General features: G+C 69.6%; 23 protein-coding genes. 8 read left to right on the plus strand and 15 right to left on the minus strand.

What is annotated here, in order from left to right; all coding sequences use genetic code 11:
• Nucleotides 1-34: 34 nt before the first annotated feature.
• The 7 genes from ABD999_RS07030 to ABD999_RS07060 form a co-directional block, all read right to left on the minus strand.
• The gene (locus tag ABD999_RS07030; RefSeq protein WP_148033779.1) at nt 35-280 is read right to left on the minus strand and encodes an RNA-binding protein; all 246 of its coding nucleotides are present in this window, start codon (nt 278-280) and stop codon (nt 35-37) included.
• A gap of 1 nt (nt 281) precedes the next feature.
• Nucleotides 282-722 (minus strand): 30S ribosomal protein S16, encoded by a 441-nt coding sequence (rpsP, locus tag ABD999_RS07035; protein WP_148033780.1) that lies wholly within the window; start codon nt 720-722, stop codon nt 282-284.
• A gap of 194 nt (nt 723-916) precedes the next feature.
• A complete protein-coding gene (gene ffh, locus ABD999_RS07040) occupies nt 917-2,467 on the minus strand; it encodes a signal recognition particle protein (RefSeq protein WP_271275861.1) in 1,551 nt (516 codons plus the stop codon).
• A gap of 55 nt (nt 2,468-2,522) precedes the next feature.
• On the minus strand, nt 2,523-3,137 hold the full coding sequence (locus tag ABD999_RS07045; protein ID WP_148033782.1) for a GTP-binding protein: 615 nt from the start codon (nt 3,135-3,137) through the stop codon (nt 2,523-2,525).
• On the minus strand, nt 3,091-3,492 hold the full coding sequence (locus tag ABD999_RS07050) for a DUF742 domain-containing protein (RefSeq protein WP_148033783.1): 402 nt from the start codon (nt 3,490-3,492) through the stop codon (nt 3,091-3,093). The genes ABD999_RS07045 and ABD999_RS07050 overlap by 47 nt, the downstream gene beginning before the upstream one ends.
• A 5-nt stretch (nt 3,493-3,497) precedes the next feature.
• Entirely contained in the window at nt 3,498-3,920 is a 423-nt protein-coding gene (locus ABD999_RS07055; protein WP_148033784.1) for a roadblock/LC7 domain-containing protein, read from the minus strand.
• Nucleotides 3,917-6,763 carry a sensor histidine kinase gene (locus ABD999_RS07060; protein ID WP_219546584.1) on the minus strand — a complete coding sequence of 949 codons (2,847 nt, stop codon included), beginning with the start codon at nt 6,761-6,763 and terminating at the stop codon, nt 3,917-3,919. The genes ABD999_RS07055 and ABD999_RS07060 overlap by 4 nt, the downstream gene beginning before the upstream one ends.
• Before the next feature lie 392 nt (nt 6,764-7,155).
• On the opposite strand from ABD999_RS07060, the gene ABD999_RS07065 reads away from it, so the two are divergent.
• From ABD999_RS07065 to ABD999_RS07080, 4 genes are read left to right on the plus strand one after another with little or no spacing between them, the layout of a single operon-like run.
• Nucleotides 7,156-8,145 (plus strand): ABC transporter substrate-binding protein, encoded by a 990-nt coding sequence (locus tag ABD999_RS07065; RefSeq protein ID WP_261808793.1) that lies wholly within the window; start codon nt 7,156-7,158, stop codon nt 8,143-8,145.
• Nucleotides 8,142-8,918, plus strand: a complete 777-nt coding sequence (locus ABD999_RS07070; RefSeq protein WP_148033786.1) for an ABC transporter permease — start codon at nt 8,142-8,144, stop codon at nt 8,916-8,918. Before ABD999_RS07065 ends, ABD999_RS07070 begins: the two co-directional genes overlap by 4 nt.
• Nucleotides 8,915-9,697 (plus strand): ABC transporter permease, encoded by a 783-nt coding sequence (locus ABD999_RS07075; RefSeq protein ID WP_148033787.1) that lies wholly within the window; start codon nt 8,915-8,917, stop codon nt 9,695-9,697. Before ABD999_RS07070 ends, ABD999_RS07075 begins: the two co-directional genes overlap by 4 nt.
• 25 nt (nt 9,698-9,722) lie before the next feature.
• Nucleotides 9,723-10,727 carry a methyltransferase gene (locus tag ABD999_RS07080; protein WP_148033788.1) on the plus strand — a complete coding sequence of 335 codons (1,005 nt, stop codon included), beginning with the start codon at nt 9,723-9,725 and terminating at the stop codon, nt 10,725-10,727.
• On the opposite strand, the gene ABD999_RS07085 is transcribed toward ABD999_RS07080, so the two are convergent.
• The 4 genes from ABD999_RS07085 to ABD999_RS07100 all read right to left on the minus strand — a co-directional run bounded on the left by ABD999_RS07085 (nt 10,724) and on the right by ABD999_RS07100 (nt 14,850).
• The gene (locus tag ABD999_RS07085; RefSeq protein ID WP_148033789.1) at nt 10,724-11,284 is read right to left on the minus strand and encodes a GTP-binding protein; all 561 of its coding nucleotides are present in this window, start codon (nt 11,282-11,284) and stop codon (nt 10,724-10,726) included. The genes ABD999_RS07080 and ABD999_RS07085 overlap by 4 nt on opposite strands.
• Nucleotides 11,285-11,291: 7 nt before the next feature.
• Nucleotides 11,292-11,615: a DUF742 domain-containing protein gene (locus tag ABD999_RS07090; RefSeq protein WP_148034881.1), complete on the minus strand. Its 324-nt coding sequence runs from the start codon at nt 11,613-11,615 to the stop codon at nt 11,292-11,294.
• An 83-nt stretch (nt 11,616-11,698) separates the two neighbouring features.
• On the minus strand, nt 11,699-12,121 hold the full coding sequence (locus ABD999_RS07095) for a roadblock/LC7 domain-containing protein (RefSeq protein ID WP_148033790.1): 423 nt from the start codon (nt 12,119-12,121) through the stop codon (nt 11,699-11,701).
• On the minus strand, nt 12,118-14,850 hold the full coding sequence (locus ABD999_RS07100; protein WP_187281343.1) for a sensor histidine kinase: 2,733 nt from the start codon (nt 14,848-14,850) through the stop codon (nt 12,118-12,120). The genes ABD999_RS07095 and ABD999_RS07100 overlap by 4 nt, the downstream gene beginning before the upstream one ends.
• 595 nt (nt 14,851-15,445) lie before the next feature.
• On the opposite strand from ABD999_RS07100, the gene ABD999_RS07105 reads away from it, so the two are divergent.
• The 4 genes from ABD999_RS07105 to ABD999_RS07120 all read left to right on the plus strand — a co-directional run bounded on the left by ABD999_RS07105 (nt 15,446) and on the right by ABD999_RS07120 (nt 18,923).
• The gene (locus tag ABD999_RS07105) at nt 15,446-16,447 is read left to right on the plus strand and encodes an ABC transporter substrate-binding protein (protein ID WP_187281344.1); all 1,002 of its coding nucleotides are present in this window, start codon (nt 15,446-15,448) and stop codon (nt 16,445-16,447) included.
• 62 nt (nt 16,448-16,509) lie between these two features.
• A complete protein-coding gene (locus ABD999_RS07110) occupies nt 16,510-17,256 on the plus strand; it encodes an ABC transporter permease (RefSeq protein ID WP_271275863.1) in 747 nt (248 codons plus the stop codon).
• Entirely contained in the window at nt 17,253-18,050 is a 798-nt protein-coding gene (locus ABD999_RS07115; RefSeq protein WP_148033794.1) for an ABC transporter permease, read from the plus strand. The genes ABD999_RS07110 and ABD999_RS07115 overlap by 4 nt, the downstream gene beginning before the upstream one ends.
• A gap of 99 nt (nt 18,051-18,149) precedes the next feature.
• On the plus strand, nt 18,150-18,923 hold the full coding sequence (locus tag ABD999_RS07120) for an ABC transporter ATP-binding protein (RefSeq protein ID WP_187281345.1): 774 nt from the start codon (nt 18,150-18,152) through the stop codon (nt 18,921-18,923).
• A 72-nt stretch (nt 18,924-18,995) separates the two neighbouring features.
• Here ABD999_RS07120 and ABD999_RS07125 read toward each other — a convergent pair whose 3' ends face one another.
• The 4 genes from ABD999_RS07125 to ABD999_RS07140 are packed head-to-tail and all read right to left on the minus strand — an operon-like array spanning nt 18,996 to nt 23,530.
• The gene (locus tag ABD999_RS07125) at nt 18,996-19,574 is read right to left on the minus strand and encodes a GTP-binding protein (RefSeq protein ID WP_148033795.1); all 579 of its coding nucleotides are present in this window, start codon (nt 19,572-19,574) and stop codon (nt 18,996-18,998) included.
• On the minus strand, nt 19,555-19,962 hold the full coding sequence (locus ABD999_RS07130; protein ID WP_246640375.1) for a DUF742 domain-containing protein: 408 nt from the start codon (nt 19,960-19,962) through the stop codon (nt 19,555-19,557). Before ABD999_RS07130 ends, ABD999_RS07125 begins: the two co-directional genes overlap by 20 nt.
• 20 nt (nt 19,963-19,982) lie before the next feature.
• Entirely contained in the window at nt 19,983-20,405 is a 423-nt protein-coding gene (locus ABD999_RS07135; protein ID WP_148033796.1) for a roadblock/LC7 domain-containing protein, read from the minus strand.
• A complete protein-coding gene (locus ABD999_RS07140) occupies nt 20,402-23,530 on the minus strand; it encodes a sensor histidine kinase (protein ID WP_345482633.1) in 3,129 nt (1,042 codons plus the stop codon). The genes ABD999_RS07135 and ABD999_RS07140 overlap by 4 nt, the downstream gene beginning before the upstream one ends.
• Between the last annotated feature and the right edge of the window lie 188 nt (nt 23,531-23,718).

The following is a 23,718-nucleotide window of genomic DNA, read 5'->3' on the forward strand; positions in this document are numbered from 1 at the left end:
CGGGCTTACCGATGAGGGCGCGCGAAACCTGACGTCAACGGACCGCTTCGTGCAGGTCGAGCAGGTCGACCCGGACGTACTTGCCGTCGGCCAGGGCGTTCACGACCGTGCGCAGAGCCTTGGCGGTGCGCCCGCCGCGGCCGATGACCTTGCCCAGGTCGTCAGGGTGCACTCGGACCTCCAGGACGCGCCCGCTGCGGATGCGGCGTGCGCGGACCCGGACATCGTCGGGATGTTCGACGATGCCCTTCACGAGGTGCTCGAGTGCCTCCTCGAGCACGTCAGCCCTCGCCCTCGGACGGGGTCTCGGCGGGGGCCTCGGCCTCGTCCTTCTTCTTGGACCTCTTCGGCGTCGTGGCGGTGGTGGCGGTCTCGCCACCGGCCAGGGCCTCCTTGGCGGCGGCCTCGTAGACGGCGTGCCTGTCGGGCGCCGGCTCGGCCACCTTGAGAGGCGCCGGGGCGGGCTCGCCCTTGAACTTCTGCCAGTCGCCGGTGAGCTTGAGTAGCTTGAGCACCGGCTCGGTCGGCTGCGCGCCGACACCCAGCCAGTAAGCGGCACGCTCACCATTGATCTCGATGCGCGAAGGGTGTTCCTTCGGGTGGTACAGACCGATCTCCTCGATCGCACGGCCGTCACGCTTGGTGCGGCTGTCGGCGACGATGATGCGGTACTGAGCGTTGCGGATCATGCCGAGCCGCTTGAGCTTGATCTTGACTGCCACGGGTGTGGTCTCTCCTGCGTTCACAGACACGAGTGAGCGGCTTCTCATCGAGTGGGGCACGATGCGAGCCCGCTCAAGGGACAAACGTGACCTGCGGGAGGTGAGAGGGCACCCGCCTGGTCACGGTGTTCCAACATGTCATTGTGCCAGACGCCGGACACTGCCCGGGACCCACACGCCCGCCGCCACGAAGATTACTTCTGGCCGGGCAGCCGCAGCTTCGACGGGTCGAAGCCGGGGGGCAGCTCGACGCCCGGAGGCAGCTTGCCGCCGAGGTTGCCCAGCGCGCCGCCCTTCTTGGGCGCGGCGGGGGCCTCGTCGGCCGCGGTCGCCTTGCCGAGCGCGGCCTTGCGCGGGTCGCCGCTCACGCGCCGCCCCTTCTTGGCCTTCTTGGAGGACTTGGCCGCCTTGCCCTTGCCGCCCGGCATGCCGGGGATGCCCATGCCGCCGGCCATCCGCTTCATCATCTTCTGGGCCTCGAAGAAGCGGGTGACCAGGTTGTTGACGGCGCTGACCGTGGTGCCGGAGCCGTTCGCGATGCGGGCCCGCCGGGAGCCGTTGATGATCTTCGGGTCCTGCCGCTCGGCCGGGGTCATCGAACGGATGATGGCGGCGATGCGGTCGAGGTCGCGGTCGTCGATCGAGTTGATCTGGTCGCGCATCTGCCCCATGCCGGGCATCATGCCGAGCAGGTTCTTGATGGGGCCCATCTTCTGGACCATCATCATCTGCTCGAGGAAGTCCTCCAGCGTGAAGTTCTCGCCCGAGGTGAGCTTGCCCGCCATCTTGGCGGCCTGCTCCTCGTCGAACGTCTTCTGGGCCTGCTCGATCAGGGTGAGGATGTCACCCATGTCGAGGATCCTGGAGGCCATCCGGTCGGGGTGGAAGGCGTCGAAGTCTTCCAGCTTCTCGCCGGTGGAGGCGAACATGATCGGGCGGCCGGTGATGTGGCGCACCGACAGGGCAGCGCCGCCCCGGGCGTCGCCGTCGAGCTTGGTGAGCACCACGCCGTCGAAGCCGACGCCGTCCATGAACGCCTGGGCCGTGGTGACGGCGTCCTGGCCGATCATGGCGTCGACCACGAACATGATCTCGTCGGGCTGGACCGCGTCGCGGATGTCGGCGGCCTGCCGCATGAGCTCCTGGTCGATGCCGAGGCGGCCGGCGGTGTCGATGATGACGATGTCGTGCTGCTGGCGCCTGGCCTCGTCGATCGAGCGGCGGGCGACGTCGACCGGGTCGCCGACCCCGTTGCCGGGCTCCGGAGCGTAGACCGCGACCTGCGCGCGCTCACCCATCACCTGGAGCTGCTGCACCGCGTTGGGGCGCTGGAGGTCGGCGGCGACCATCAGCGGCACGTGGCCCTGCTCGCGCAGCCACTTGGCGAGCTTGCCCGCCAGCGTGGTCTTGCCGGAGCCCTGGAGACCGGCGAGCATGATCACGGTCGGCGGCGTCTTGGCGTAACGCAGCCTGCGCGTCTCGCCGCCCAGGATCTCGATCAGCTCGTCGTTGACGATCTTGACGACCTGCTGCGCCGGGTTGAGCGCCTGCGAGACCTCCGCACCGCGGGCGCGCTCCTTGACCCGGGCGACGAACGCCTTGACCACCGGGAGCGCGACATCGGCCTCGAGCAGCGCGATGCGGATCTCGCGGGTGGTCGCGTCGATGTCGGCGTCGGACAGCCGACCCTTGGATCGGAGGGAGGAGAAGACCGATGTCAGCCGGTCGGAAAGCGTCTCGAACACGTGGTTGGCCAGTCCTCGAAGCGAATGTGGGTCTGCTCTCAGCCTATCCGCTTCGCTAGCCGTTCCAGCCTGGCACGGCCATCCGGACCGACAACGCGTGCTCCACGAGGTTGATCAGAGCGCCCTTGACCGAGTCCTTCGTACGCGCGTCGAGACGGAGGAGCGGGATGTGCGGCGCGAGCGTGAGCGCCTCACGGACCTCGTTGTCGCCGTGCGGGTACCGTCCGTCCCAGCCGTTGATGCCCACGATGAAGGGCAGCTTGGCCTCTTCGAAGTAGTCGATGGCCGGGAAGCTGTCGGCCAGCCGGCGCGTGTCGACCAGCACGACCGCGCCGATCGCCCCCTTCACCAGGTCGTCCCACATGAACCAGAACCGGTGCTGCCCGGGCGTGCCGAACAGGTAGAGGATCAGGTCGCGGTCCAGGGACACCCGCCCGAAGTCCATGGCCACCGTGGTGGTCGTCTTGAGCGGGGTCATGCCGAGGTCGTCGATCCCCGCCGACGCGTCGGTCATCACAGCCTCGGTCGTCAGCGGCATGATCTCGGACACGGCGCCGACGAACGTCGTCTTGCCCACCCCGAAGCCGCCGGCCACCACGATCTTCGCCGAGGTGAGCCCGGGGCTAGAGCCTGCGAAGTCCACTGAGCACCCTTTCCAGCAGGTTGACATCCGGCCTGCCCTCGTCCAGCTGCGGCTGGTGCACCCGGACCAGGCCCTCAGCGGCCATGTCGGCGATCAGCACCCGCGCCACGCCCAAGGGCATCCGTAACAGCGCCGACACCTCCGCGACCGACCGCACCTGACGGCAGAGATGGCTGATCGCCTGGTATTCGGGAGTGATGTGGGAGAACTCCCGGTGCTCGGCCGTCGCCGACGACACCAGGGCCTCCATCGCGAGCTTGACCCTGGGCGCGGTCCGCCCGCCGGTCACCGCGTAGGGACGGACCGGCGAGGCCGGGTCGTTGCTCGACGGCGGAGGCGGCTGGGGAGTCCAGCCGCCGCTGTTCCATCTGGGGTCCGTCACCTACATCACCTGGTCTGGCTGGCGCGCAGCTCGGCACGCACCGCCGGGGTCAGCACCTTGCCGGCGCGATCCACCATCAACGTCATCTGGTACGCGACCAGCCCCATGTCACAGTCCGGAGCGGCGAGCACTCCCAGACAGGAACCGTCGCTAATGGACATGATCAGCATGAGCCCCCGTTGCATCTCCACGATCGTCTGGTTCACGGCGCCGCCCTCGAACACCCGGGCCGCGCCCTGGGTCAGGCTCACCAGCCCGGAGGCGATCGCCGCCAGCTGGTCGGCCCGGTCCACCGGAAACCCGGCCGACGTGGCCAGGGGCAGTCCGTCGGACGACACCACCACCGCATGCGCGACACCGGGAACACTGTTGACGAAGTCCGTGACCAACCAGTCCACTCCCCGCGCCGCCTGGCTCAGGTCGTTCACGCGCCCTCCTCCCTGTTCTCCCTCGGGTCAGAGACGTTCGCCCTGCCCTCGCTGATGTCGTCGCGTGCCGCACGGAAGCCCTTCTGGAAGCTCGCCAGCCGGCTGCGCACCCGGTCCGGTGAGATCGCGGGCATCGGGGCGACCCCCTTGGGCGCCGCGGCCGTGTCGGCCGAGCCCGGCACCAGGTTCGCCTTCGGCACCCGCTTGGGCAACCCTGAGGCCGTCGCGCCGTCCCGTACGGGTTCGGCCGCCGCCTGCGCGGCGGTCCATCCCGCGTCCGCCTTGGCCGACCCCCACGCGCCGCTGCTGCCACCGCGCTCGAACCAGGCCGACTCCACCGAGGCGAAGATCGGCAGGTAGTCGTCCCCTCCCGAGGAGGCGTTGACCGCGGGCATGGGGCCGGTGGCCCCCGACTCGGCCGTCTCCGGGAAGTCGTACGCCTGCTTACCGCGGTTGGCCGGGTTCCTGGTCGGCAGCGGGTCGGCGGGGCGCTCGATCGGCGGCGCCTGCTCGTTCGTCCAGCTGCCGGGGACGCGCGAGGGGATCCACACGTCGTCGGTGTCGAACCCGCCGCCGCCGCGCGGATCGGACGGCCACGCGCCCGAGCCGCCGCCGTTGGACGGCCACTGCACGTTGGTGGCGGGCCAGGAGCCGCTGGGTTCCGCGCTCCCCGGGTACGAGGGGTGCGCCGGGCTCATCTGGAAGCCGTTGTCGCCCCACTGGGGCACGGGCGGCGGCGAGGTGAAGGCCTCGGCCCTGGCGCGCTGCATGCCGGCCAGCGCCCCGGCGGCGCCGGCCGCGCCGTCGAAGCCCTGCGTCTGCGCGCCCAGCAGGCTCTCGGGCACCAGCACCATCGCGGTGAGCCCGCCGCCGCTCTGCGTCCTGAGCTGTACGCGGATGCCGTGCCGCTGCGCCAGCCGGGAGACCACGAACAGGCCCATGCGGCGCGAGACCGAGACGTCCACGGCCACGGTCTGGGCGAGCCGCTCGTTGGCCTGGACGAGTTCTTCCTGGGTCATGCCGATGCCGGAGTCGCTGATGGACAGCATCACGCCGCCGCCGTCGATCCGGCTGCCGGACACCGTCACCCGGGTCTCGCGCGGGGAGAACGACAGCGCGTTCTCCACCAGCTCGGCGATCAGGTGGATGACGTCGTTGACGGCCTGGCCGGCGACGGAGACGCCGTCGGGGACCTGGAGCACGACCCGCTCGTAGTTCTCGACCTCGGAGAGCGAGGCGCGGGCCACGTCGACCATCTTGACGGGCTGGCTCCAGCGGCGTGGCGGCTCCTGGCCGGCGAGGACCAGCAGGTTCTCGGAGTTGCGGCGCATGCGGGTGGCCAGGTGGTCCAGCTTGAACAGGTTGGCCAGCCGCTGCTCGTCCTGCTCGCCCTGCTCCAGGCCGTCGATCAGGGTGATCTGCCGCTCGACCAGCGTCTGGCTGCGCCGCGACAGGTTCACGAACATCGCGTTGACGTTGGCCCGCAGGCGGGACTCCTCGCCCGCCAGCCGCACCGCTTCCCGGTGCACCTCGTCGAACGCCCGCGCGACTTCACCGATCTCGTCCTTGGAGGAGATCTGGATGGGCGGCACGTGCAGCGACTCCGGATCCGCCTCGCCCTCGCGCAGCTGACGCACCAGGCCGGGCAGCGTCTTGCCGGCGACCTTGAGCGCGTCCCCGCGCAGTCGCCTCAGCGGCCGTACGAGCGAGCGCGCCATGACGGCGGTGACCACGAGGACCAGCGCCAGCAGCAGGATGACCAGGCCGATGCTGAAGGCGGCCGCCTGCCGGTCGGCGCCCTGCAGGTCGGCGCTGCGGGTGGCGATCTGCTGCGAGAGGGCCTTCTGCACCTCGTTCTGCTTGTCGACCGTCCGCGTGATGGAGTCGTACCACTTGTCGACGTCCTTGGTGGTCGTGGTGTCCAGGCGCTGCAGCGCCGTCCCCGCGTTGTGCAGGAAGATCGCGCGGTTGGCGTAGAACTCGGCCCGGCCGACCTCGACGCTGGTGACCGTGTTGTCGAAGTGCTGGCGCTGGGCCGGCGTGGCGGCGCTGCGGAAGGTCGCCCGCTCGCTCTCGCGGCGGGCGCGGGCGTCGACGAAGGCGTTGAACTCTGGTCCGGTGAACTCGTTCTTCAGCAGCGCGGCGGACAGCAGCGCGCGCTGCTTGGAGGTCTCCTCCTCGGCCCGGGCCACGGCGCGCATGGCCGTGCTGGTCGAGGTGATCTGCTCGTCGGCCGCCCCCTGGCCGACCTCGTCGAAGAGCTGCAGCAGATCGCTGATGACCTCGCTGTACTTCTCGATGGTCGGCAGCGGCGGGAGCTGGCTTCCCTGGATCGTCTTGCGCATCGTGGGCAGCTGCCCGAGCCGGAAGCGGGTGAGTTCCAGACGCCTCTGGCCCAGATCCGACAGCAGGCCCTGGGCGGAGCCCGAAATCCCGAGTAAGCGCTTGGCGCTGGCGTCGACGATATCCTGCTGCGTGGTCAGCGGCTGCAGTTCGCCCTGTCTGCGGTTGGAGGCGACGTAGCGGGCGGCCCGGTCGCGCTCGACCGCCAGGTTGTGCGCGAGCTCCCCGACACTGCTCATCAGCGTGTTGACCTCACCGACCTGCGCGTACTGCTGGGCGCTGCCGATGGAGGTGCCGACGCGCAGCGCGCCGAGGAGGACGCCGACGATCGTCGGGATGGCGATGAGGGCGATGAGGCGGGTCCGTACTCGCCAGTTACGCAGAGCGAACGAGCTGCCCGGCTTGGGCAGCGGCCGGTCCGCCGGCGCCAGCGTGGAAACGGGCGGTCCCGGCAGGTCTTGCGCCCTGCTACGACCGGAATCGGTCGCTGGTGTCCTCACTGTGGCAACCTCTCGCCATAGCCTGCTGCTTAGTGGGGATCACGCGCATTTGGCACGCCGACGCGTGATCGCAGGCAAGTTCGGTGCCCAATTTGAGCACAAACCTCATAGTTGAGCCAACGCCTCACGAGTTTTCCATCGTCCAGAGGGCCGCTTTGTTCGGGCCGCTAGCTTCCGTTTACGGAGAGCTACGATCTTCCGATTCGGACATATGACCCGTTAGATGACAGAAAGTAATATATGCGACTATAAAGCGAGAAGTCGTGTTAAGCAGAAAACTAGGGGATTCGAGACGGATCGGCTTCAGCTCTGATCTCCCCTCCGGTACGCTTCACGCCCGGCGATCGAATGCCGCGCTCCAATAGCTTCCCCCCTGGTAGGAGACCTTCCCCATGACACGCAACCTGCGCTGTCGCGCCATTGCCGTCGGCGCCGCAGTCGCACTCGCCCTTACCGCCTGTGGCAGCGGCGGCGAGTCCCCCGACACGACGGCCAACGCCGACGGTCTGGAAAAGACCACCATCAAGGTGGGGGCCCTCCCCATTCCCGACCCCGTGTCGCTCTATATCGCGAACGCCAAGGGCTACTTCAAGGAGGAGGGCCTCACGGTCGAGCCGGTCATCATTACCGGTGGCGCGGCCGCGATCCCGCAAGTGGAGAACGGCTCACTCGACATCTCCATGACGAACTACGTCTCGACCTTCTCCGCGGTCGAGGCCGGCAAGAAGCTGAAGCTCGTCGCGGACATGTACCAGGCCGCTGAAAACAACTTCAACATCATGGTCCCGAAGGACTCGCCGATTAACGCGGTGGCGGACCTCAAGGGCAAGACCATCCTGGTCAACAACCTGCGCAACGTCGCCACGCTTGCCGTGACGACGCAGCTGAAGGTCGCCGGTCTTACTGAAAACGACGTCAAATTCGCGGAGAAGCCGTTCCCCGAGATGGGCAACGCCATCGCGAGCGGCCAGGCCGACGCCGGCTGGATCACCGAGCCGTTCATCACCGCGACGCAGAGCCAGCTCGGCTTCCGCAAGCTCGCCGACACGATGACCGGTGAGACCGAGAACCTGCCCATCGCCGGCTGGATGGCCACCGAGGAGTGGGCGCAGAAGCACCCGAAGACGCTGGCCGCCTTCCAGCGCGCGATCTCCAAGGCCCAGACCCTCGCCTCCAGCGACCGCAAGGAGATCGAGGCGATGATCCCGACGTACACGAAGATCACGCCGGAGGTCGCGTCGGTGATCACGCTCGGCACCTACCCGAGCGAGCTGAACGCCGACCGGCTGCAGAAGGTCGCCGACCTGATGCTCGAGTACAAGTACCTCGAGAAGCCGATCGACGTGAAGTCGATCATCGTGGCTCCCCCAGCAGCAGGATGAGAAGTGCCCAACTGACCCGCGGCGCCATCGGCGTCGCGGGCTTCCTCATTCTCGGCGAGCTGGTCGTCAGACTCTGGGTGTCCCGGACGTTCGACTTCCCGGCTCCGTCGGTGATCCTGTACGAAGCCGCCCTCCTCCTGGCGGACCCCGAGTTCCTCGAAGGAATGCTGGTTACGATCGGCAACTGGGCGCTCGGCCTGCTGGTCGCGATCGGCGTCGGGGTGCCGCTGGGCGTGCTGCTCGGCGCGCTGCCCCGGGCGGAGCAGGCGGTCCGGCCGCTGCTGGAGTTCATGCGGCCGATCCCGTCGGTGGCGATCATCCCGCTGGCGATCCTGCTCATCCCCGAAGACTCGCTGATGAAGGTCTCGGTCATCGTCTACGCGTCGCTGTGGCCGATCCTCATCAACACCCTGTACGGCATGCACGACGTCGACCCGCTGGCCAAGGAGTCGATGCGGACCTTCGGGTTCGGCCCGCTGGCGGTGCTGGCCCGGGTCAGCCTGCCCAGCGCCGCGCCGTTCATGGCGACCGGCGTGCGGATCGCCGCCGGGATCGCGCTGGTGCTGGCCGTGAGCGCGGAGCTGCTGGCCGGCGGCGTCAACGGCATCGGCGTGTTCGCGGTCGCGGCCGGCTCGGGCAACCGGATGGACCTGATCATGGCGGCCACGCTGTGGGCCGGGATCTTCGGCGTGGTGGCGAACCTGGCGTTGCAGACGGCCGAGCGGCGCCTGTTCCGCTGGCACTGGCTGCGGACGGGAGGGGCGCGGACGTGAAGGTGCTCAACCGGCTCTGGTTCGTACCCCTGGTGATAGTCGCCTGGGAGCTGGTCACCCGTTTCGTCTACGTGGACGACGACTTCCCGCCTCCCAGCGAGATCGTCGTGCGGATGTACGAGCTGTGGTTCTCGGGACCGGCCTCCCGGCTGTTCCTCACCGATGACGCGTTCGCCAACATCATGCCCAGCCTCGGCCGCATGTTCGGCGGCTGGGTCCTCGCCTCGCTGATCGGCGTGGTGGTGGGGGTGATCCTGGGGCGCTCGCGTACCATCTCCGGGTACGTGGACGGGCTGATCGAGTTCGGCCGGGCGGTGCCGCCGCCGATGCTGCTGCCGCTGTTCCTCGTGCTGTTCCAGTCGGGCCTGGCGACGCAGCTGGCCACGATCGTGTTCGGCGTCATCTGGCCGGTGCTGCTCAACAGCATCGACGGCGCCCGGTCGGTGGACCGCACCTACACCGAGACCGCCACCGTGTTCGGGCTGTCGAAGGCCCAGCACCTGCGGGTGGTCGTCATCCCCGCGGCGTCACCGAAGATCTTCGCCGGGCTGCGGCTGAGCCTGTCGCTGGCGCTGATCCTCATGGTGCTCTCGGAGATCTTCGGCGGCACCGACGGCATCGGCTACCAGATGCTGCAGGCGCAGCGGAGCTTCGACGCGGCCGGCGTCTGGTCGGCGATCGCGCTGCTCGGCGTGCTCGGCTATCTGGTGAACGCGCTGTTCGTGCTGGCCGAACGGCGGGTCCTGGTCTGGCACCGCCAGGCCACCCGCAGACCATGACGATACGAGATCGAGAAAGGAATCCATGCGTCACTCCGACGACCTCATCTGGGACGCGATGGCGGATCTTTCCCGCTTCGCGGCCCTGCTGACCATGGCCGAGCTGGGCGTGGCCGACGAGCTGGCCCACGGCCCGCTCGAGCCGGCCGAGCTGGCCAGGCGGTGCGAGGCGGATCCGCGCGCGCTCCGCAGGGTGCTGCGCGAGCTGGCGGCCATGGGCCTGGTGCGGCGTGCCGGAGACGACCGTTACGACCTCTCCGAACGGGGCACCGCGCTGCGCTCGGACGTCCCCGGCTCGCTGCGCTCGTCGATCCGGATGCTTGGCGACGAGAGGCTCTGGTATGCGATGGGCAACCTGCCCGCCACCGTCCGCTCGGGATCGTCGGCGCTCACGGCCCGCTACGGCCCTCTCTACGAGAGCCTGGCCACCGACCCCGAGGCGAGCAGGATCTTCGGCGAATACATGTCGACCAGGGCGATCCCGTTCATCGAGGGCCTGGTGAAAGGCTACGACTTCACCGGCGTGCACAGCCTGGTGGACGTGGGCGGCGGGCGTGGACACATCCTGTCGGCGATCCTGCGGGCCAACCCCGAGATGCGCGGAGTGCTGCTCGACCGGGAGCACGTCGTCGAGCAGGCCAGGCAGGCGCTCGCGGACGACGGTCTGGCCGGCCGCTGCGAGCTGGTGCCGGGCGACTTCTTCCGGTCGGTCCCGGAGGGCCGGGACGCCTACCTGCTCGGCAGCGTGCTGCACAACTGGGACGACGAGGACGCGGTGGCGATCCTGCGCACGGTGCGTCAGGCGATGAGCCCGACCGGCCGGGTGCTGATCCTGGAGATCGTGCTGCCCGACGACGACGCTCCCCACCTGGGCAAGGACCTCGACATGCGGATGCTCGCCGTCTTCGACGGCGGCGCCGAGCGCAGCAGGGCGGAGTACGGTGCGCTGCTCGCCCGCGCGGACCTCACCCTGACCAGGGTCGTCGGCCTGGAGGCCGCCGCCAGCGTGATCGAGGCGGTTCCCGCCTAGCCGTTCCAGCCGGGGACGGCGGTGCGCACGGTCAGGGCGTGCTCGACCAGGTGGATGAGCGCGCCCTTCACCGATTCCTTGGAGCGCGCGTCCAGGCGGATGAGCGGGATGTGCGGGACCAGCGAGAGCGCGTCGCGCACCTCGCTGTCGGGGTGCGGATACTGCCCGTCCCAGCCGTTGACGCCCACGATGAAGGGCAGCTGGGCCTCCTCGAAGTAGTCGATCGCCGGGAAGCTGTCGGCCAGCCGCCGCGTGTCGACCAGCACCACCGCCCCGATCGCGCCGCGCACCAGGTCGTCCCACATGAACCAGAACCGGTGCTGACCCGGCGTGCCGAACAGGTAGAGGATCAGGTCACGGTCCAGGGACACCCGCCCGAAGTCCATGGCCACGGTCGTGGTCGACTTCAGCGGCGTCATGCCGAGGTCGTCGATCCCCGCCGACGCGTCGGTCATCACGGCCTCGGTCGTCAACGGCATGATCTCCGACACGGCGCCGACGAACGTCGTCTTGCCCACCCCGAAGCCGCCGGCCACCACTATTTTGGTCGAGGTCAATTCCCCGCTAGAGCCTGCGAAGTCCACTGAGCACCCTTTCCAGCAAGTTGACGTCCGGACGGCCGGCATCCAGCTGCGGCTGGTGCACGCGTACGAGCCCTTCAGCCGCCATGTCGGCGATCAGCACCCGCGCCACCCCCAGGGGGATGTGCAGCAGAGCCGACACCTCGGCGACCGACCGCACCTGACGACACAATCGGGAAATCGCTTGATATTCAGGGGTTATATGGGAGAACTCCCGGTGTTCGGCGGTGGCCGACGACACCAGCGCCTCCATCGCCAGCTTGACCCGCGGCGCCGTCCGCCCGCCGGTCACCGCGTAAGGCCGCACCGGCGACGCCGGGTCGGCCTGCGATCGGGGCGGGAGGCCCTGCTCCCAGCCGCCGCTGTTCCACCGCGAATCCGTCACCCGCATCACCTGGTCTGGGCCGCGCGCAGTTCCGCACGCACCGCGGGCGTGAGCACTTGCCCCGCCCGGTCCACCATCAAGGTCATCTGGTACGCCACCAGGCCCATGTCGCAGTCGGGGGCGGCCAGCACCGCCAGGCAGGAGCCGTCCGAGACCGACATGATGAGCATCAGCCCCCGCTGCATCTCGACGATGGTCTGCGCCACCCCGCCGCCTTCGAACACCCGGGCCGCTCCCGCGGTCAGCGACACCAGGCCGGACGCGATGGCCGCGAGCTGATCAGCCCTGTCCGCGGGGAACCCCGACGAGGCCGCCAGCGGCAGCCCGTCGGAGGAGACCACCACGGCGTGCGCCACGCCCGGCACCGTGCTGACGAAATCGGTGATCAACCAGTCCACGCCACGTGCGGCATGGCTCAGCTCGTTCATAGGTCCTCGCCTGTGTCGTCGTTCCTGCCGTTGATGCCGCCGAAGGTGTTCCCTCCGGACGCGTTCCCGCCGAAGGCCGGGCCGGGCGGGGGCGTGTTCGCCGGTGTCCGGCCGCCGTTGATGTCGTCGCGCGCCGCGCGGAAGCCCTGCTGGAAGCTCGACAGCCGGGAGCGGGTCCGATCCGGCGAGACGGCGGGCACCGGCATGACGCCCTTGGGCGCCGACGCGGTCTCGGCCGAGCCGGGCACCAGGTTCGCCCTGGGCACCCGCTTGGGCAGCCCGGCCGCGGTCGAGCCGTCGCGTACCGGCTCCACGGCCGCCTGCGCCGCCGACCAGCCCTCGTCCGCCTTCGACGAGCTCCAGCTCGAACCGCCGCGCTCGAACCAGGCCGACTCCACCGCGGCGTAGATCGGCAGGTAGTCGTCCCCGCTGCCGGAGGAGCCGGGGCCGACGGCCGGGAGCGGGCCGGTGGACGGCTCGCTGCCGGGGAACTCGTACTTCGGCCGCTCCGGCGGGTCGATGCGCTCGCCGTACGCGTAGCCCATGGGCTGCCGCTGGTCGGGCATGCCACGGCGGGGCATCGGCGGGTTGCCGCCGTTCCATCCGGGGGTGCGCGGGGGCACCCAGTCGTTGGTCTCGTACGACCCGCCGCCGCCCCGGCTGGGCTCCGGCCAGCTTCCGTCCGGCGGCCACGGCGGGGCCGGCCAGACGGAGCCGGCGCCGTCCGCTCCGACGTCGGGGCCTGGGAAGGAGGGGTGTCCGGGGCCCATCGGGAAGACGTTGAGCGGCATCGGCGCGGGCTGGGGCCCGGTGTACGCGTCGCCCTGGCCGCCGGACGCGCCCGCGAGGGCGGCCGACTGGGCGAGCAGCGACTCGGGGATGAGCACCATCGCGGTCAGCCCGCCCGAGGCGTGCGGGCGCAACTGCACCCGGACGCCGTGCCGGTGCGCCAGCCTGGCCACCACGTACAGGCCCATGCGGCGCGAGACCGCGACGTCCATGCCGGGCGTGTCCGTCAGCCGTTCGTTGGCCTGGGCGAGCTCTTCCTGGGTCATGCCGATGCCCGAGTCGGTGATCGACAGCATCACGCCGCCGCCGTCGATCCGGCTGCCCGAGAGCGTCACGCGGGTCTCGCGCGGGGAGAAGGACAGCGCGTTCTCCACCAGCTCGGCCAGCAGGTGGATCACGTCGTTGACGGCCTGACCGGCGATCGACACCCCGTCGGGGACCTGGAGCACCACCCGCTCGTATCCCTCCACCTCCGACAGCGAGGCGCGAGCCACGTCGACCATCTTGACCGGCTGGCTCCACCGGCGGGGCGGGTCCTGACCGGCGAGGACCAGCAGGTTCTCGGAGTTGCGGCGCATGCGGGTGGCCAGGTGGTCCAGCTTGAACAGGTTGGCCAGCCGCTGCTCGTCCTGCTCGCCCTGCTCCAGGCCGTCGATCAGGGTGATCTGCCGCTCGACCAGCGTCTGGCTGCGCCGCGACAGGTTCACGAACATCGCGTTGACGTTGGCGCGCAGCCGCGCCTCCTCCCCCGCCAGCCGCACCGCTTCCCGGTGCACCTCGTCGAACGCCCGCGCCACCTCGCCGATCTCGTCCTCGGTCTTGACCCCGATCGGCGCGACGGGGGCGGGCGTCGCGTCACCGCTGTCGCGCAGCGTGCGCACGGTCTCCGGCAGGCGGTGGTTGGCCACGTCCAGCGCCTCTCGGCGCAGCCTCCGCAGCGGCCTGATCAGGGAGCGGGCGATGAGCGTGATGACGGCGAGCACCACGAGCAGCAGGATCATGATGAGCCCGGCCGAGATCAGCGCGGCCCTGTTGGCGCCGTCCTCCAGCGCGCGGGCGCGCAGGATGAGGGAGGAGGACAGCGAGGTCTCCACCTTCCGCATCGCCTCGATCTTGCCGGAGCTCACGTCGAACCAGGTGGCGACGTCCTTGGCCGGGTCGGTGCCGATGCTCAGCGGCCGGTTCTGCGCCGACTGCGCGATGGCCCGGAGCCGGAACAGGTCGGTCTGGTCGATGTCCTGGCCCACGACCACGTTGCGGAAGAGTTCGAGCTGGTCCTGCGTCGCCAGCGTGGCGAAGAGCGTCTCCTCGCTCTCCTCTCGCGCCTTGGACGTGGTGAGGGAGTCCAGCTCGCCGGCGTCGAAGCTCTTCTTGTCCAGCGCGCTGGCGAGGATGCCGCGCTGTCTGGACGCCTGCTCCTTGGCCCGCGCGATCGCCGCCATGGCGCCCGCGGTGTGCGCGACCACGTCGTCGACGGCGACCTGGCCGAGCTGGTCGTGGAACTGCAGGATGCCCGCGTTGATCTGGGAGTACTTGACGATCGTCGGCAACGGCTGGATCTTGCCCTCGACGGCGGTGTCGCGCAGCGCCCGGATCTCCTCCAGCCTGCGCAGCACCGGGCGGACGGCGTCGCCGTGGGTGTCGTTCACGGCGGTGGCGCGCTGCCTGACGTCCGCGATGAGGTCGTCGACCTCGTTGTGGATGCCGCGCAGCTGCGGCTCGCGCACGTCGGGCCTGCCCTGGGCGATGTAGAGAGCGGTCTCGTCCCGCTCGGCGGCGAGCGCGTGGGAGACCGCGCCGAGCGACTCGCTCAGCTCGGCGACCTCGCGCAGGGTCTGGTACGTGTTCGCGTCCTGGAGCGAGGTGATCACGTTCAGGCCGCCCAGGGCGACGCCCACGGCCGTGGGCACCGCGATGAGCGCGACCAGGCGTGATCGCACGTGCCAGTTGCCCAGACGGAATCTGCTCGGGAAAGGTCTGGTCCGGTGTCGGTCCTGGTGGCCGTGCGGTTCGCGGTCAACGGAAGCTACAGCACCCTGCTTACTCACTGCCTTCGCAACCTCTCGCCCCGGACGGGGAATCTCGATGACCATTGCGGGTGGGGGCTCATTGACTATCGAGATGAGGGCCATTTCGAGCACGGGGCGCCTAATCGTCCCCGATATCGCGACACGGTCACCAGACCGCCCATCACGTCATGAGAAATGAGGGCAGCCGACTCACAGCTCGTATTGGCCGATCATCGAACGCATCACCAGTATCGGGAACCCACCCATCACCTCCTTCACCGCCCGACCCGAGCCCCTCAACCCCAGTCAAGGCAGGCGAAAGCACGAAGATTGTTAATTGTTCAAGCCAATCACCACGATAGAACGTCAAACCGGCAATGCAACCATAAGTGTTATTTTCGCGATGATGGAGCGCCATCTGGTGCTACCGTCAGTGCTTGTTGCGTGTCCAGGCGCACCTCCCGCGAGAAACAGACCACCCCCCTACCTTCAGGCTCCGTCTAACCGTGCGAAGGGAGTCCCAGACATGAGGCTTGGCCGTCCTAGCAGGGCCGCCGTCATCGGGCTGGTCCTGGCGCTGGGAATCACCGCGTGCAGCGGTGACAGCACCACGACCAGCGCGCCGACCTCAACCGCTGCCGCCAACGGCGGCCTGGAGAAGACCGAGATCAAGGTCGTCGGCCTGCCGGCCATCGACACGGCCGCCCTGTACGTGGCCATCGACCAGAAACTGTTCGAGAAGGAGGGGCTCAAGGTCACGCCGCAGATCGTGCAGTCGTCCCCCGAGGCCATTCCCATGCTCCTGAATGGCGAGATCGACGCCATGTTCGGCAATTACGTGTCCATGTTCCAGGCCCACGACCAGGGCGCGCTGAAGCTGCGGATCCTGGCCGAGGGCTCTCGCGCGGCCCCGGATTCCCTGAGTGTGATGGCTTTGCCTGATTCGCCGATCAGGTCGGCCAAGGACCTCGAAGGCAAGACGATCAACGTGAACGTCCTGCACAATTTCCAGGAGCTCGCGCTGACCCAGGTCCTAAAAGCAAATAATGTCGATCCGAAAAAGATCAAATACGTCCAGGTGACGTTCCAGAACATCATGCCGGCCTGGCAGAAGGGCCAGATCGACGCGGCTTACCTGGGTGAGCCCATGGTGACCGCGGCGACCTCCCAGATGGGCGCCCGTAAGATTCTCGACCCGGCGTCCGGCCCGGCCGCCGAGTTCCCCATCTCGGGCTACGTCAGCACCCAGGAATGGTACGAGAAGAACCCGAACACGGCCGCCGCCTTCCAGCGCGCGCTGCACGCCGCGGCCAAGATGATGGAGTCCAACCGCGAGCTCGTCGTCGACGTGCTGCCCAACTTCACCCAGATCGAGAAGGCGACCGCCGCCACCGTCACGTTCCCGTACTTCTCCAGCTCCGACAACCCGGTGCGGCTGCAGCGGGTGGCCGACTGGATGGTCGAGGCCGGATGGCTCGGCAAGGACATCGACGTCGCGTCGCTGATGTCGCCCACCACCTCGGGGTGAACGCCCCCGTACTCACCCGCTCGCCTCTGGCGCGTCCCCGGTCCTCCCGGTGGGCGCGCCGCGTGACGGGAGCGCTCGCGTTCGCCGCGCTGGTGGAGATCGCGGGGCGGGCCGGCCTGGCCGAGTTCCTGCCGCCCGCCTCGGAGATCCTCCAGCGCGCCGGAGCCCTGCTGTTCGACGAGGGCTTCCGCGCGCACGCGGGCACGAGCGTGCTCGCGTGGGCGATCGGGCTGGCCGTGGCGGCGCTGGTCGCGGTGCCGCTCGGCGTGCTGTTCGGCAGCGTCCCGGTGATCGACGCGGCGACGCGGGCGATCGTGGAGTTCCTGCGGCCCATCCCGTCCGTGGCGCTCATCCCGCTGGTGGCGCTGCTCATCGGGACCGGCCTGCAGCTGCGCGTCACGCTGGTGATCTACGCCGCCGTCTGGCCCATCCTCTACAACACGATGTACGGGCTGCGCGGCGTGGACCCGGTGGCCAGGGAGTCCCTGCGCTCCTACGGCTTCGGCCGTCTCTCGGTGCTGTGGTGGGTGTCGCTGCCCTCGGCGGCGCCGTTCATCATGACCGGCTTCCGGCTGGCCACCGGGGTGGCGCTCATCCTGACCGTCAGCACCGAGATCGTGGCCGGACGGGGCGAGGGCATCGGCGTGTTCATCTACTTCGCCGGCATCGCGGTGCCGGCCAGGATGGACGACATCCTCGCCGGGGTCGTCTGGGTGGGGCTGTTCGGCGTGGTGGTCAACGCCCTGCTGGTGGCGGCCGAGCGGCGGCTGTTCCGGTGGCATCACACGCGCGTGGGAGGCGGCTCATGACCAGGCTGGGCGGGGCGCTGCTCCGGTGGCCGCTGCTGATCGTGCTCGTGATCCTCTGGGAGGTCGCGACCAGGGCCGCAGGCAGCGCGTTCTTCCCGCCGCCGTCCACGATCGTGACCCGGATGCACGCCATGTGGTTCTCCGGGCCGCCCGGCAGGCTGTTCCTGACCGACCAGGCCGTGGCCGACATCCTGCCGAGCCTGGGCAGGATGGCGGGCGGGCTGGCCGGCGGCGCCACCGCCGGGATCCTGCTCGGGCTGGCGCTCGGGCTGTCCTCCAGGGCCTACGACTACCTCGACGGCGTGCTGCAGTTCCTGCGGGCGATCCCGCCGCCGGCGCTGGTGACGGTGTTCCTCGTGGTGTTCGGCTTCGGGATGCGGATGCAGCTCGCCTTCATCATGTTCAGCATCATCTGGCCGGTGCTGCTCAACACCGCCGACGGCGCCCGCGCGGTGGAGCCGCTCTACCTGGAGACCGGGCGGGCCTTCCGGCTGTCGCGCCGGGAACGGGTGCTGCGGATCGTGCTGCCCGCCGCGCTGCCGAAGGTGTTCGCCGGGCTGCGGCTGGCCCTGTCGCTGTCACTGATCGTCACCGTCTTCGCCGAGCTGCTGCCCGGCACCACGAACGGCATCGGCTTCCAGCTGACGGTCGCGTACTCGATGTTCAACCTGCCGGCGATGTGGGCCGGGATCGTGCTCCTGGGCGTCCTGGGCTATCTGCTGAACGAGGTGTTCCTGGTCGTCGAGCGCCGCGTGCTCGGCTGGCATCACGCCCGCGAGACGGCGGGCACTTGACATGAACCGGCCGGTGCGGCGTAACCATGTGCAACCAATGTGGCCTTCGGTAGAGTCGCCGTGTTATCTCTGGATTCGCCCCCTTTTAGGACAATCGCCTTGCTTGAGATAGAGAACCTCACCCACATCTACGGCGGCGGCGGGCCCAGCGCGCACCACGCCATCGACCAGCTCAACCTGAGCGTGGCCGAGGGCGAGTTACTGTGCATCGTGGGCCCCTCCGGCTGCGGCAAGTCCACCCTCCTGCGGTCCATCGCCGGATTGATCACCCCGACCGGCGGCCGCATCAAGGTCGACGGAGAGCTGGTCAGGCAGACCCCCGACAACCTCGCCGTGGTGTTCCAGGACTACAGCCGGTCCCTGTTCCCCTGGATGTCGGTGGCCGACAACGTGGCGCTGCCGCTGCGCCGCAAGAACATGGACAAGAAGCGCCGCCGCGAGGCCGCGGCCGAGGCGCTGGAGTCGGTGGGACTCTCCGGCGCGGGCCGCAAGTACCCGTTCCAGCTCTCCGGCGGCATGCAGCAGCGGGTGGCGATCGCCCGCGCGCTGGCCTACCGGCCCACGCTGATGCTCATGGACGAGCCGTTCGGCTCGGTCGACGCGCAGACCCGCGAGGACCTGGAGGACCTCGTGCTCAAGGTACGCGGGCATCACAAGATGACGATCGTGCTGATCACACACGACATCGACGAGAGCGTGTACGTGGGCGACCGCGTGGTGGTGCTCTCCAAGGCGCCCGCGCACGTCGTCGCCGACCTCCAGGTGGACCTGCCGTCGCCGCGCGACCAGATCAACACCCGCGAGCACCCCGACTTCGTCCACCTGCGCGCCGAGGTGGGCCGCCTGGTCCGCGGCCAGCCGGTGGCCCACTGACCTCCCGGGGGCGCGCCGGAGACACACGGCGGCCGCCGCCGGAACGCGGCGGCGGCCGTTCTCCCGTCCGGATCAGGCGGGCGCGTGCATGTGGCGGGACAGCGCGTGCTCGACCAGCGCGATCAGGGTGGCCTTGACCGAGTCCCTGACGCGGGCGTCCAGCCGCACGATCGGGGTCTGCGGGCCGATCGACAGCGCCTCGCGCACCTCGTCCTCCGAGTGGGCGAACTGCCCGTCCCAGCCGTTGATGCCGATGACGAACGGCAGCTTGGCCTCTTCGAAGTAGTCGATCGCGGGGAAGCTGTCCGCCAGCCGGCGGGTGTCGAGCAGCACGACCGCGCCGATGGCGCCGCGTACGAGGTCGTCCCACATGAACCAGAACCGGTGCTGACCGGGCGTGCCGAACAGGTAGAGGATCAACTCCCGGTCCAGCGACACGCGGCCGAAGTCCATGGCCACCGTGGTGGTCGTCTTGTTGGGGGTGAGCGAGACGTCGTCCACACCGGCCGACGCGTCCGTCATCACCGCCTCCGTGGTGAGCGGCAGGATTTCGGACACCGCTTTCACGAACGTCGTCTTGCCCACGCCGAACCCGCCCGCCACGACGATCTTCGTCGAGGTGAGCCCGGCGCTAGAGCCTGCGAAGTCCACTGAGCACCCTTTCCAGCAGGTTGAGGTCCGGCTTGCCCGCGTCCAGGGCAGGCTGGTGCACGCGGATCAGGCCTTCTGACGCCATGTCGGCGATCAGCACCCGGACCACCCCCAGAGGTTGCTTTAAGAGGGCGGAGATCTCGGCAACTGACCGGACGTTCCGAGTCAGCTGAATGATCGCCTGATATTCCGGACTCAGCATTGAAATGTCTTGGTATTCGGACGTCACGGAGGACACCAGCGCCTCCATGGCGAACTTCATCCGCGGGGCGGTTCGCCCCCCGGTCACGGCGTACGGCCGGACCAGGGAGCTGGACTTCGGCGGACGGGGAGCCGACGGATGCGGCGGAGTATTGCTATCACCAGCCCAACCCTGACCTGACACCATGATCTCCTGTCACCGCCCGGCTAGCGGGGGCGGGCCGCCTGCAGTTCAGCGCGTACGGCAGGCGTCAGCACCTGCCCCGCACGCTCGACCAACAGCGTCATCTGATAGGCCACCAGGCCCATGTCACAGTCGGGTGCGGCCAGAACCGCCAAACAGGAGCCGTCGCTGATCGACATGATCATCAACAGTCCGCGTTGCATCTCGATGACGGTCTGGGTCACCATCCCGCCCTCGAAAACCCGGGCGGCGCCCTGGGTCAGGCTGATCACGCCCGAGGCCACCGCGGCGAGCTGGTCGGCCCGGTCCTTGGGAAAGCCCTCGGAGTAGGCCAACGGCAGGCCGTCGGCCGACACCACGACGGTGTGCGCGACGCCGGGCACGTTGTTGACGAAATCAGTGATCAGCCAGTTGATGCCACGCGCTCCCTGGCTCAACTCTCTCATTGCTCCTCCTCATTCACATCTCCGCGGGTGAACGCGCGGCCTTGCCGTACACCTTGCTGGAAACTCGACAGCCGGCTCCGCAGCCGCTCGGGCGAGATCTGCGGAGCGGGCGAGGTGACCGCAGGTTCGGCGAGGCTCGCCGTACCGGGGACCAGGTTGGCCTTGGGCACGCGGCGCGGCAGACCGGACGACGTGGTGCCGCCCTGCGCGGGCTGGGCGGCGGCCTGCGCGGCCTGCCAGCCGCTGTCGGCGGGAGAGGACCACGACGCGCCCGCGCCCGACTGACCCGGAGTGCGCTGCGGCAGCACCGGACGGTCGGTCACCGCCGCGTGCTGGGCGGTCTCCGCCTCCTCCACCGGAGCGGCGGCCCGGAGCTCAGGCTCCGCGCTCTGCTCGGACTCGGGCCGGCGGAACCAGTCGGAGCCGACGGAGGAGAAGATCGGCAGGAACTCCTCGCCCTGCTCCTCCATCGGCGAGTTGCGCACCGCGGGAAGCGGGCCGGTCAGGTCCTGAGAGGAGTACTCGCCGGGCCCGAACGGGTCGGCGCTGCCGTTCGACGGGTAGGACTGGGCGGCCTTGACCGTCTCCGCGAAGGAGGGCCAGCGCTGGTCGCCGAACGAGCTCGGTTCCGCGCCGAAGGGCTGGCTCGGCTCCGCCCCGAAGGGCGCCTGCGGGGCCGGGTCGCCGAAGGATCCCCAGCGCGGCTCCTCCCGCTGCGGCGGCGGCTCGGTGGCGAAGGACGGCCACTGGGCCTCGTCGCGCCGCGCCGCGGGGTCCTCGGCGAACGAGGGCCAGCGCGGCTGGTCCTGCTGCGCGGACGGCTCGTCGGCGAAGGACGGCCAGCGCGGCTCCTCGGCCTTGGCCGACGGCGGCTGGTCGGCGAACGACGGCCAGCGGGAGTCGTCGGGGTTGACCGGCGGCTGCTCGGCGAAGGACGGCCAGCGGGGCTCGCCCTGCTGGCCGGCGGCGGGCTGCTCGGTGAACGGCGGCCAGTCCTGCTTGCCGGGCTCGGGGTACGACGGCCAGCCCTCTCCACCGGGCGCCGGGATCGTGCCCGGCCACTGGGTGTCGAGCGGCGCGCTGTCGCTTCCCCGGACGTCCTTCGTCTCCATGGACAGGGACGACGGGGCGGGGAAGACCGAGCCGTTGGCCGCCGCGGCGGCGGAGTCGAACTGGGACGGGTCGAAGCTGGTGAACGCGTCGTACTGCGAGCGCTGGTTCGGCACCGAGCCCTGCCCGCCGATGAGCAGCGTCGCGGGCAGCAGCACCATCGCGCTCAGGCCGCCGCGCTCGCGCTGCTTGAGCTGGACACGGACGCCGTGGCGCAGCGCCAGGCGGCCGACCACGAACAGGCCCATGCGCCGCGAGACGGCGACGTCCACGACCGGCGGGTTGGCCAGCCGCCAGTTGGCCTCGCCCAGCTCCTCGGGGCTCATGCCGATGCCCTGGTCGTTGATGGTCACCAGCACGCCGCCCTCGGCGGTCTGGCTGCTGACCTGCACCTTGCTCTCGCGCGGGGAGAACGAGATGGCGTTCTCGATCAGCTCGGCCAGCAGGTGGACGGTGTCGGTGACCGCCGGGCCGGCGACCTGGATGCCGGACGGGATCTGGATCTGGACGCGCTCGTAGTTCTCGACCTCGGACAGCGAGGCGCGGGCCACGTCGACCAGCGGCACCGGCTCGCTCCACTTCCGCGCGGCCTCCTGGCCGGCGAGGACCAGGAGGTTCTCGCTGTTGCGGCGCATGCGGGTGGCGAGGTGGTCCAGGCGGAACAGGTTGGCGAGCCGCTGCTCGTCCTCCTCGCCCTGCTCCAGGCCCTCGATGAGCTGCAGCTGCCGTTCGACCAGAGTCTGGCTGCGGCGGGAGAGGTTGACGAACATCGCGTTGACGTTGGCGCGCAGCTTGGCCTCGTCGCCGGCCAGCCGGATCGCCTCGCGGTGGACCTCGTCGAAGGCCCGGGCCACTTCCCCGATCTCGTCGCGGGTGTTGACGCCGATCGACGGGACCTCGGGGATCTGGGCGCCCTCGCCGCCCTCGCGGAGGATGCGGACCGTCTCCGGCAGCCGGGTGGTGGCCACCTGGAGCGCCTCGGCGCGCAGCCGGCGCAGCGGGCGGACCAGCGAACCGGCCACCCGGCTGGTGATCACCAGGACGAGGAGCAGCAGGATCAGGATGGTCGCGCCGGAGATGATCGCGTTGCGCTGCTCGGCGTCGCTCAGCTCCCTGGTCTGGGTCACGACCCTGGTGGCCAGGCTGTCCTCGACCTTGCGCATGGCGTTGCCCGCCAGCGTCGTGCTCTCGTACCAGAGGCTGAGGTCACGCCGGGTGGTGACGTCGAGGTCCCTGATGGTGGAGTACTCGCGCAGCTGGGCCAGCGCCCGCTGGCGCATCGCGTCGGCGCGGTCGATCTCCGGGCCGCGCATGGCCTGCCGGTAGGCGGCCTGGTCGGCGGTGCGCGCCTCCTGCGTGAAGCTGTCGAGCTCCGACTGCTGCCGGTTCCAGGAGCCCAGGAAGTCGGACAGGTCGTCGTAGTCCAGCTTCCGCTCGACCAGGGCGACGACCAGGATGCCCTGCTGGCGGGAGACCTCTTCCTTGGCCCGCTGCAGCGCCGTCAGCGCGGCCGCGTCACCCTGGAGCCCGTCGTCGGCGATGCCCTCACCGAGGTCGTTCTGCAGGTTGGCGAGCACGCCGATCATGTCGGTGAAGGTGCTGATGGACGCGCGGGGCGGGACGTTCTGGGCGGTCATCGAGTCACGCAGGCCGTCGAGGCCGTTCAGCCAGCGCAGGATGCCGTCGACGTCGGCGCGCACGCGGGCGGCGTGGCTGTCGTCGATCGCACCTGCCGCCTCGATTACCCGCTTTTTGGCGTTATCGACCGTTCCACGCTGGGTACGCAACTGGGCGAGACGCCCCGCACGACGGCGGTCGGCGATGTACCAGGCGGTGAGCGTGCGCTCCTTGCCCAGCTCGTGGGCGAGCGCTCCGACGCGCTGCGCCAGCTCGGCCACCTCGGTGAGGCGCCGGTACTCGGTGCTCGTGTTGATCGCGCTCGCGAGCTGCAAACCGGCGAGCAGCACACCCACGACCGTGGGGATGAGGATCAGTGCTACCAGCCTCGAGCGCACGCGCCAGTTCGCCAGCCGGAAACGTCCGCCTGTGTTGTCCCCCGGCCTCGTGTGCTTGGGGTTTTCCGTCCTCACTGACTCTCGCTACCTCTCGCCTTACGTGCTCGAAGAAATCAGACACGCGTGTGGCGCATGGGAATCTGCCGGGCTGGGTAATTGGAACACACTCCGTACCAGATCGGCCAACC

Source organism: Nonomuraea ferruginea, assembly GCF_039540635.1.
In the GTDB taxonomy this organism is placed as follows: domain Bacteria; phylum Actinomycetota; class Actinomycetes; order Streptosporangiales; family Streptosporangiaceae; genus Nonomuraea; species Nonomuraea ferruginea.

Bases quoted from the DNA above. Each gene is read 5' to 3' on its own strand.
- ABD999_RS07045 (WP_148033782.1), bottom strand. From the start codon at position 3,137: ATGTCAACCTGCTGGAAAGGGTGCTCAGTGGACTTCGCAGGCTCTAGC.
- ABD999_RS07065 (WP_261808793.1), top strand. From the start codon at position 7,156: ATGACACGCAACCTGCGCTGTCGCGCCATTGCCGTCGGCGCCGCAGTC.
- ABD999_RS07070 (WP_148033786.1), top strand. From the start codon at position 8,142: ATGAGAAGTGCCCAACTGACCCGCGGCGCCATCGGCGTCGCGGGCTTC.
- ABD999_RS07080 (WP_148033788.1), top strand. From the start codon at position 9,723: ATGCGTCACTCCGACGACCTCATCTGGGACGCGATGGCGGATCTTTCC.
- ABD999_RS07095 (WP_148033790.1), bottom strand. From the start codon at position 12,121: ATGAACGAGCTGAGCCATGCCGCACGTGGCGTGGACTGGTTGATCACC.
- ABD999_RS07105 (WP_187281344.1), top strand. From the start codon at position 15,446: ATGAGGCTTGGCCGTCCTAGCAGGGCCGCCGTCATCGGGCTGGTCCTG.
- ABD999_RS07115 (WP_148033794.1), top strand. From the start codon at position 17,253: ATGACCAGGCTGGGCGGGGCGCTGCTCCGGTGGCCGCTGCTGATCGTG.
- ABD999_RS07130 (WP_246640375.1), bottom strand. From the start codon at position 19,962: ATGGTGTCAGGTCAGGGTTGGGCTGGTGATAGCAATACTCCGCCGCAT.
- ABD999_RS07135 (WP_148033796.1), bottom strand. From the start codon at position 20,405: ATGAGAGAGTTGAGCCAGGGAGCGCGTGGCATCAACTGGCTGATCACT.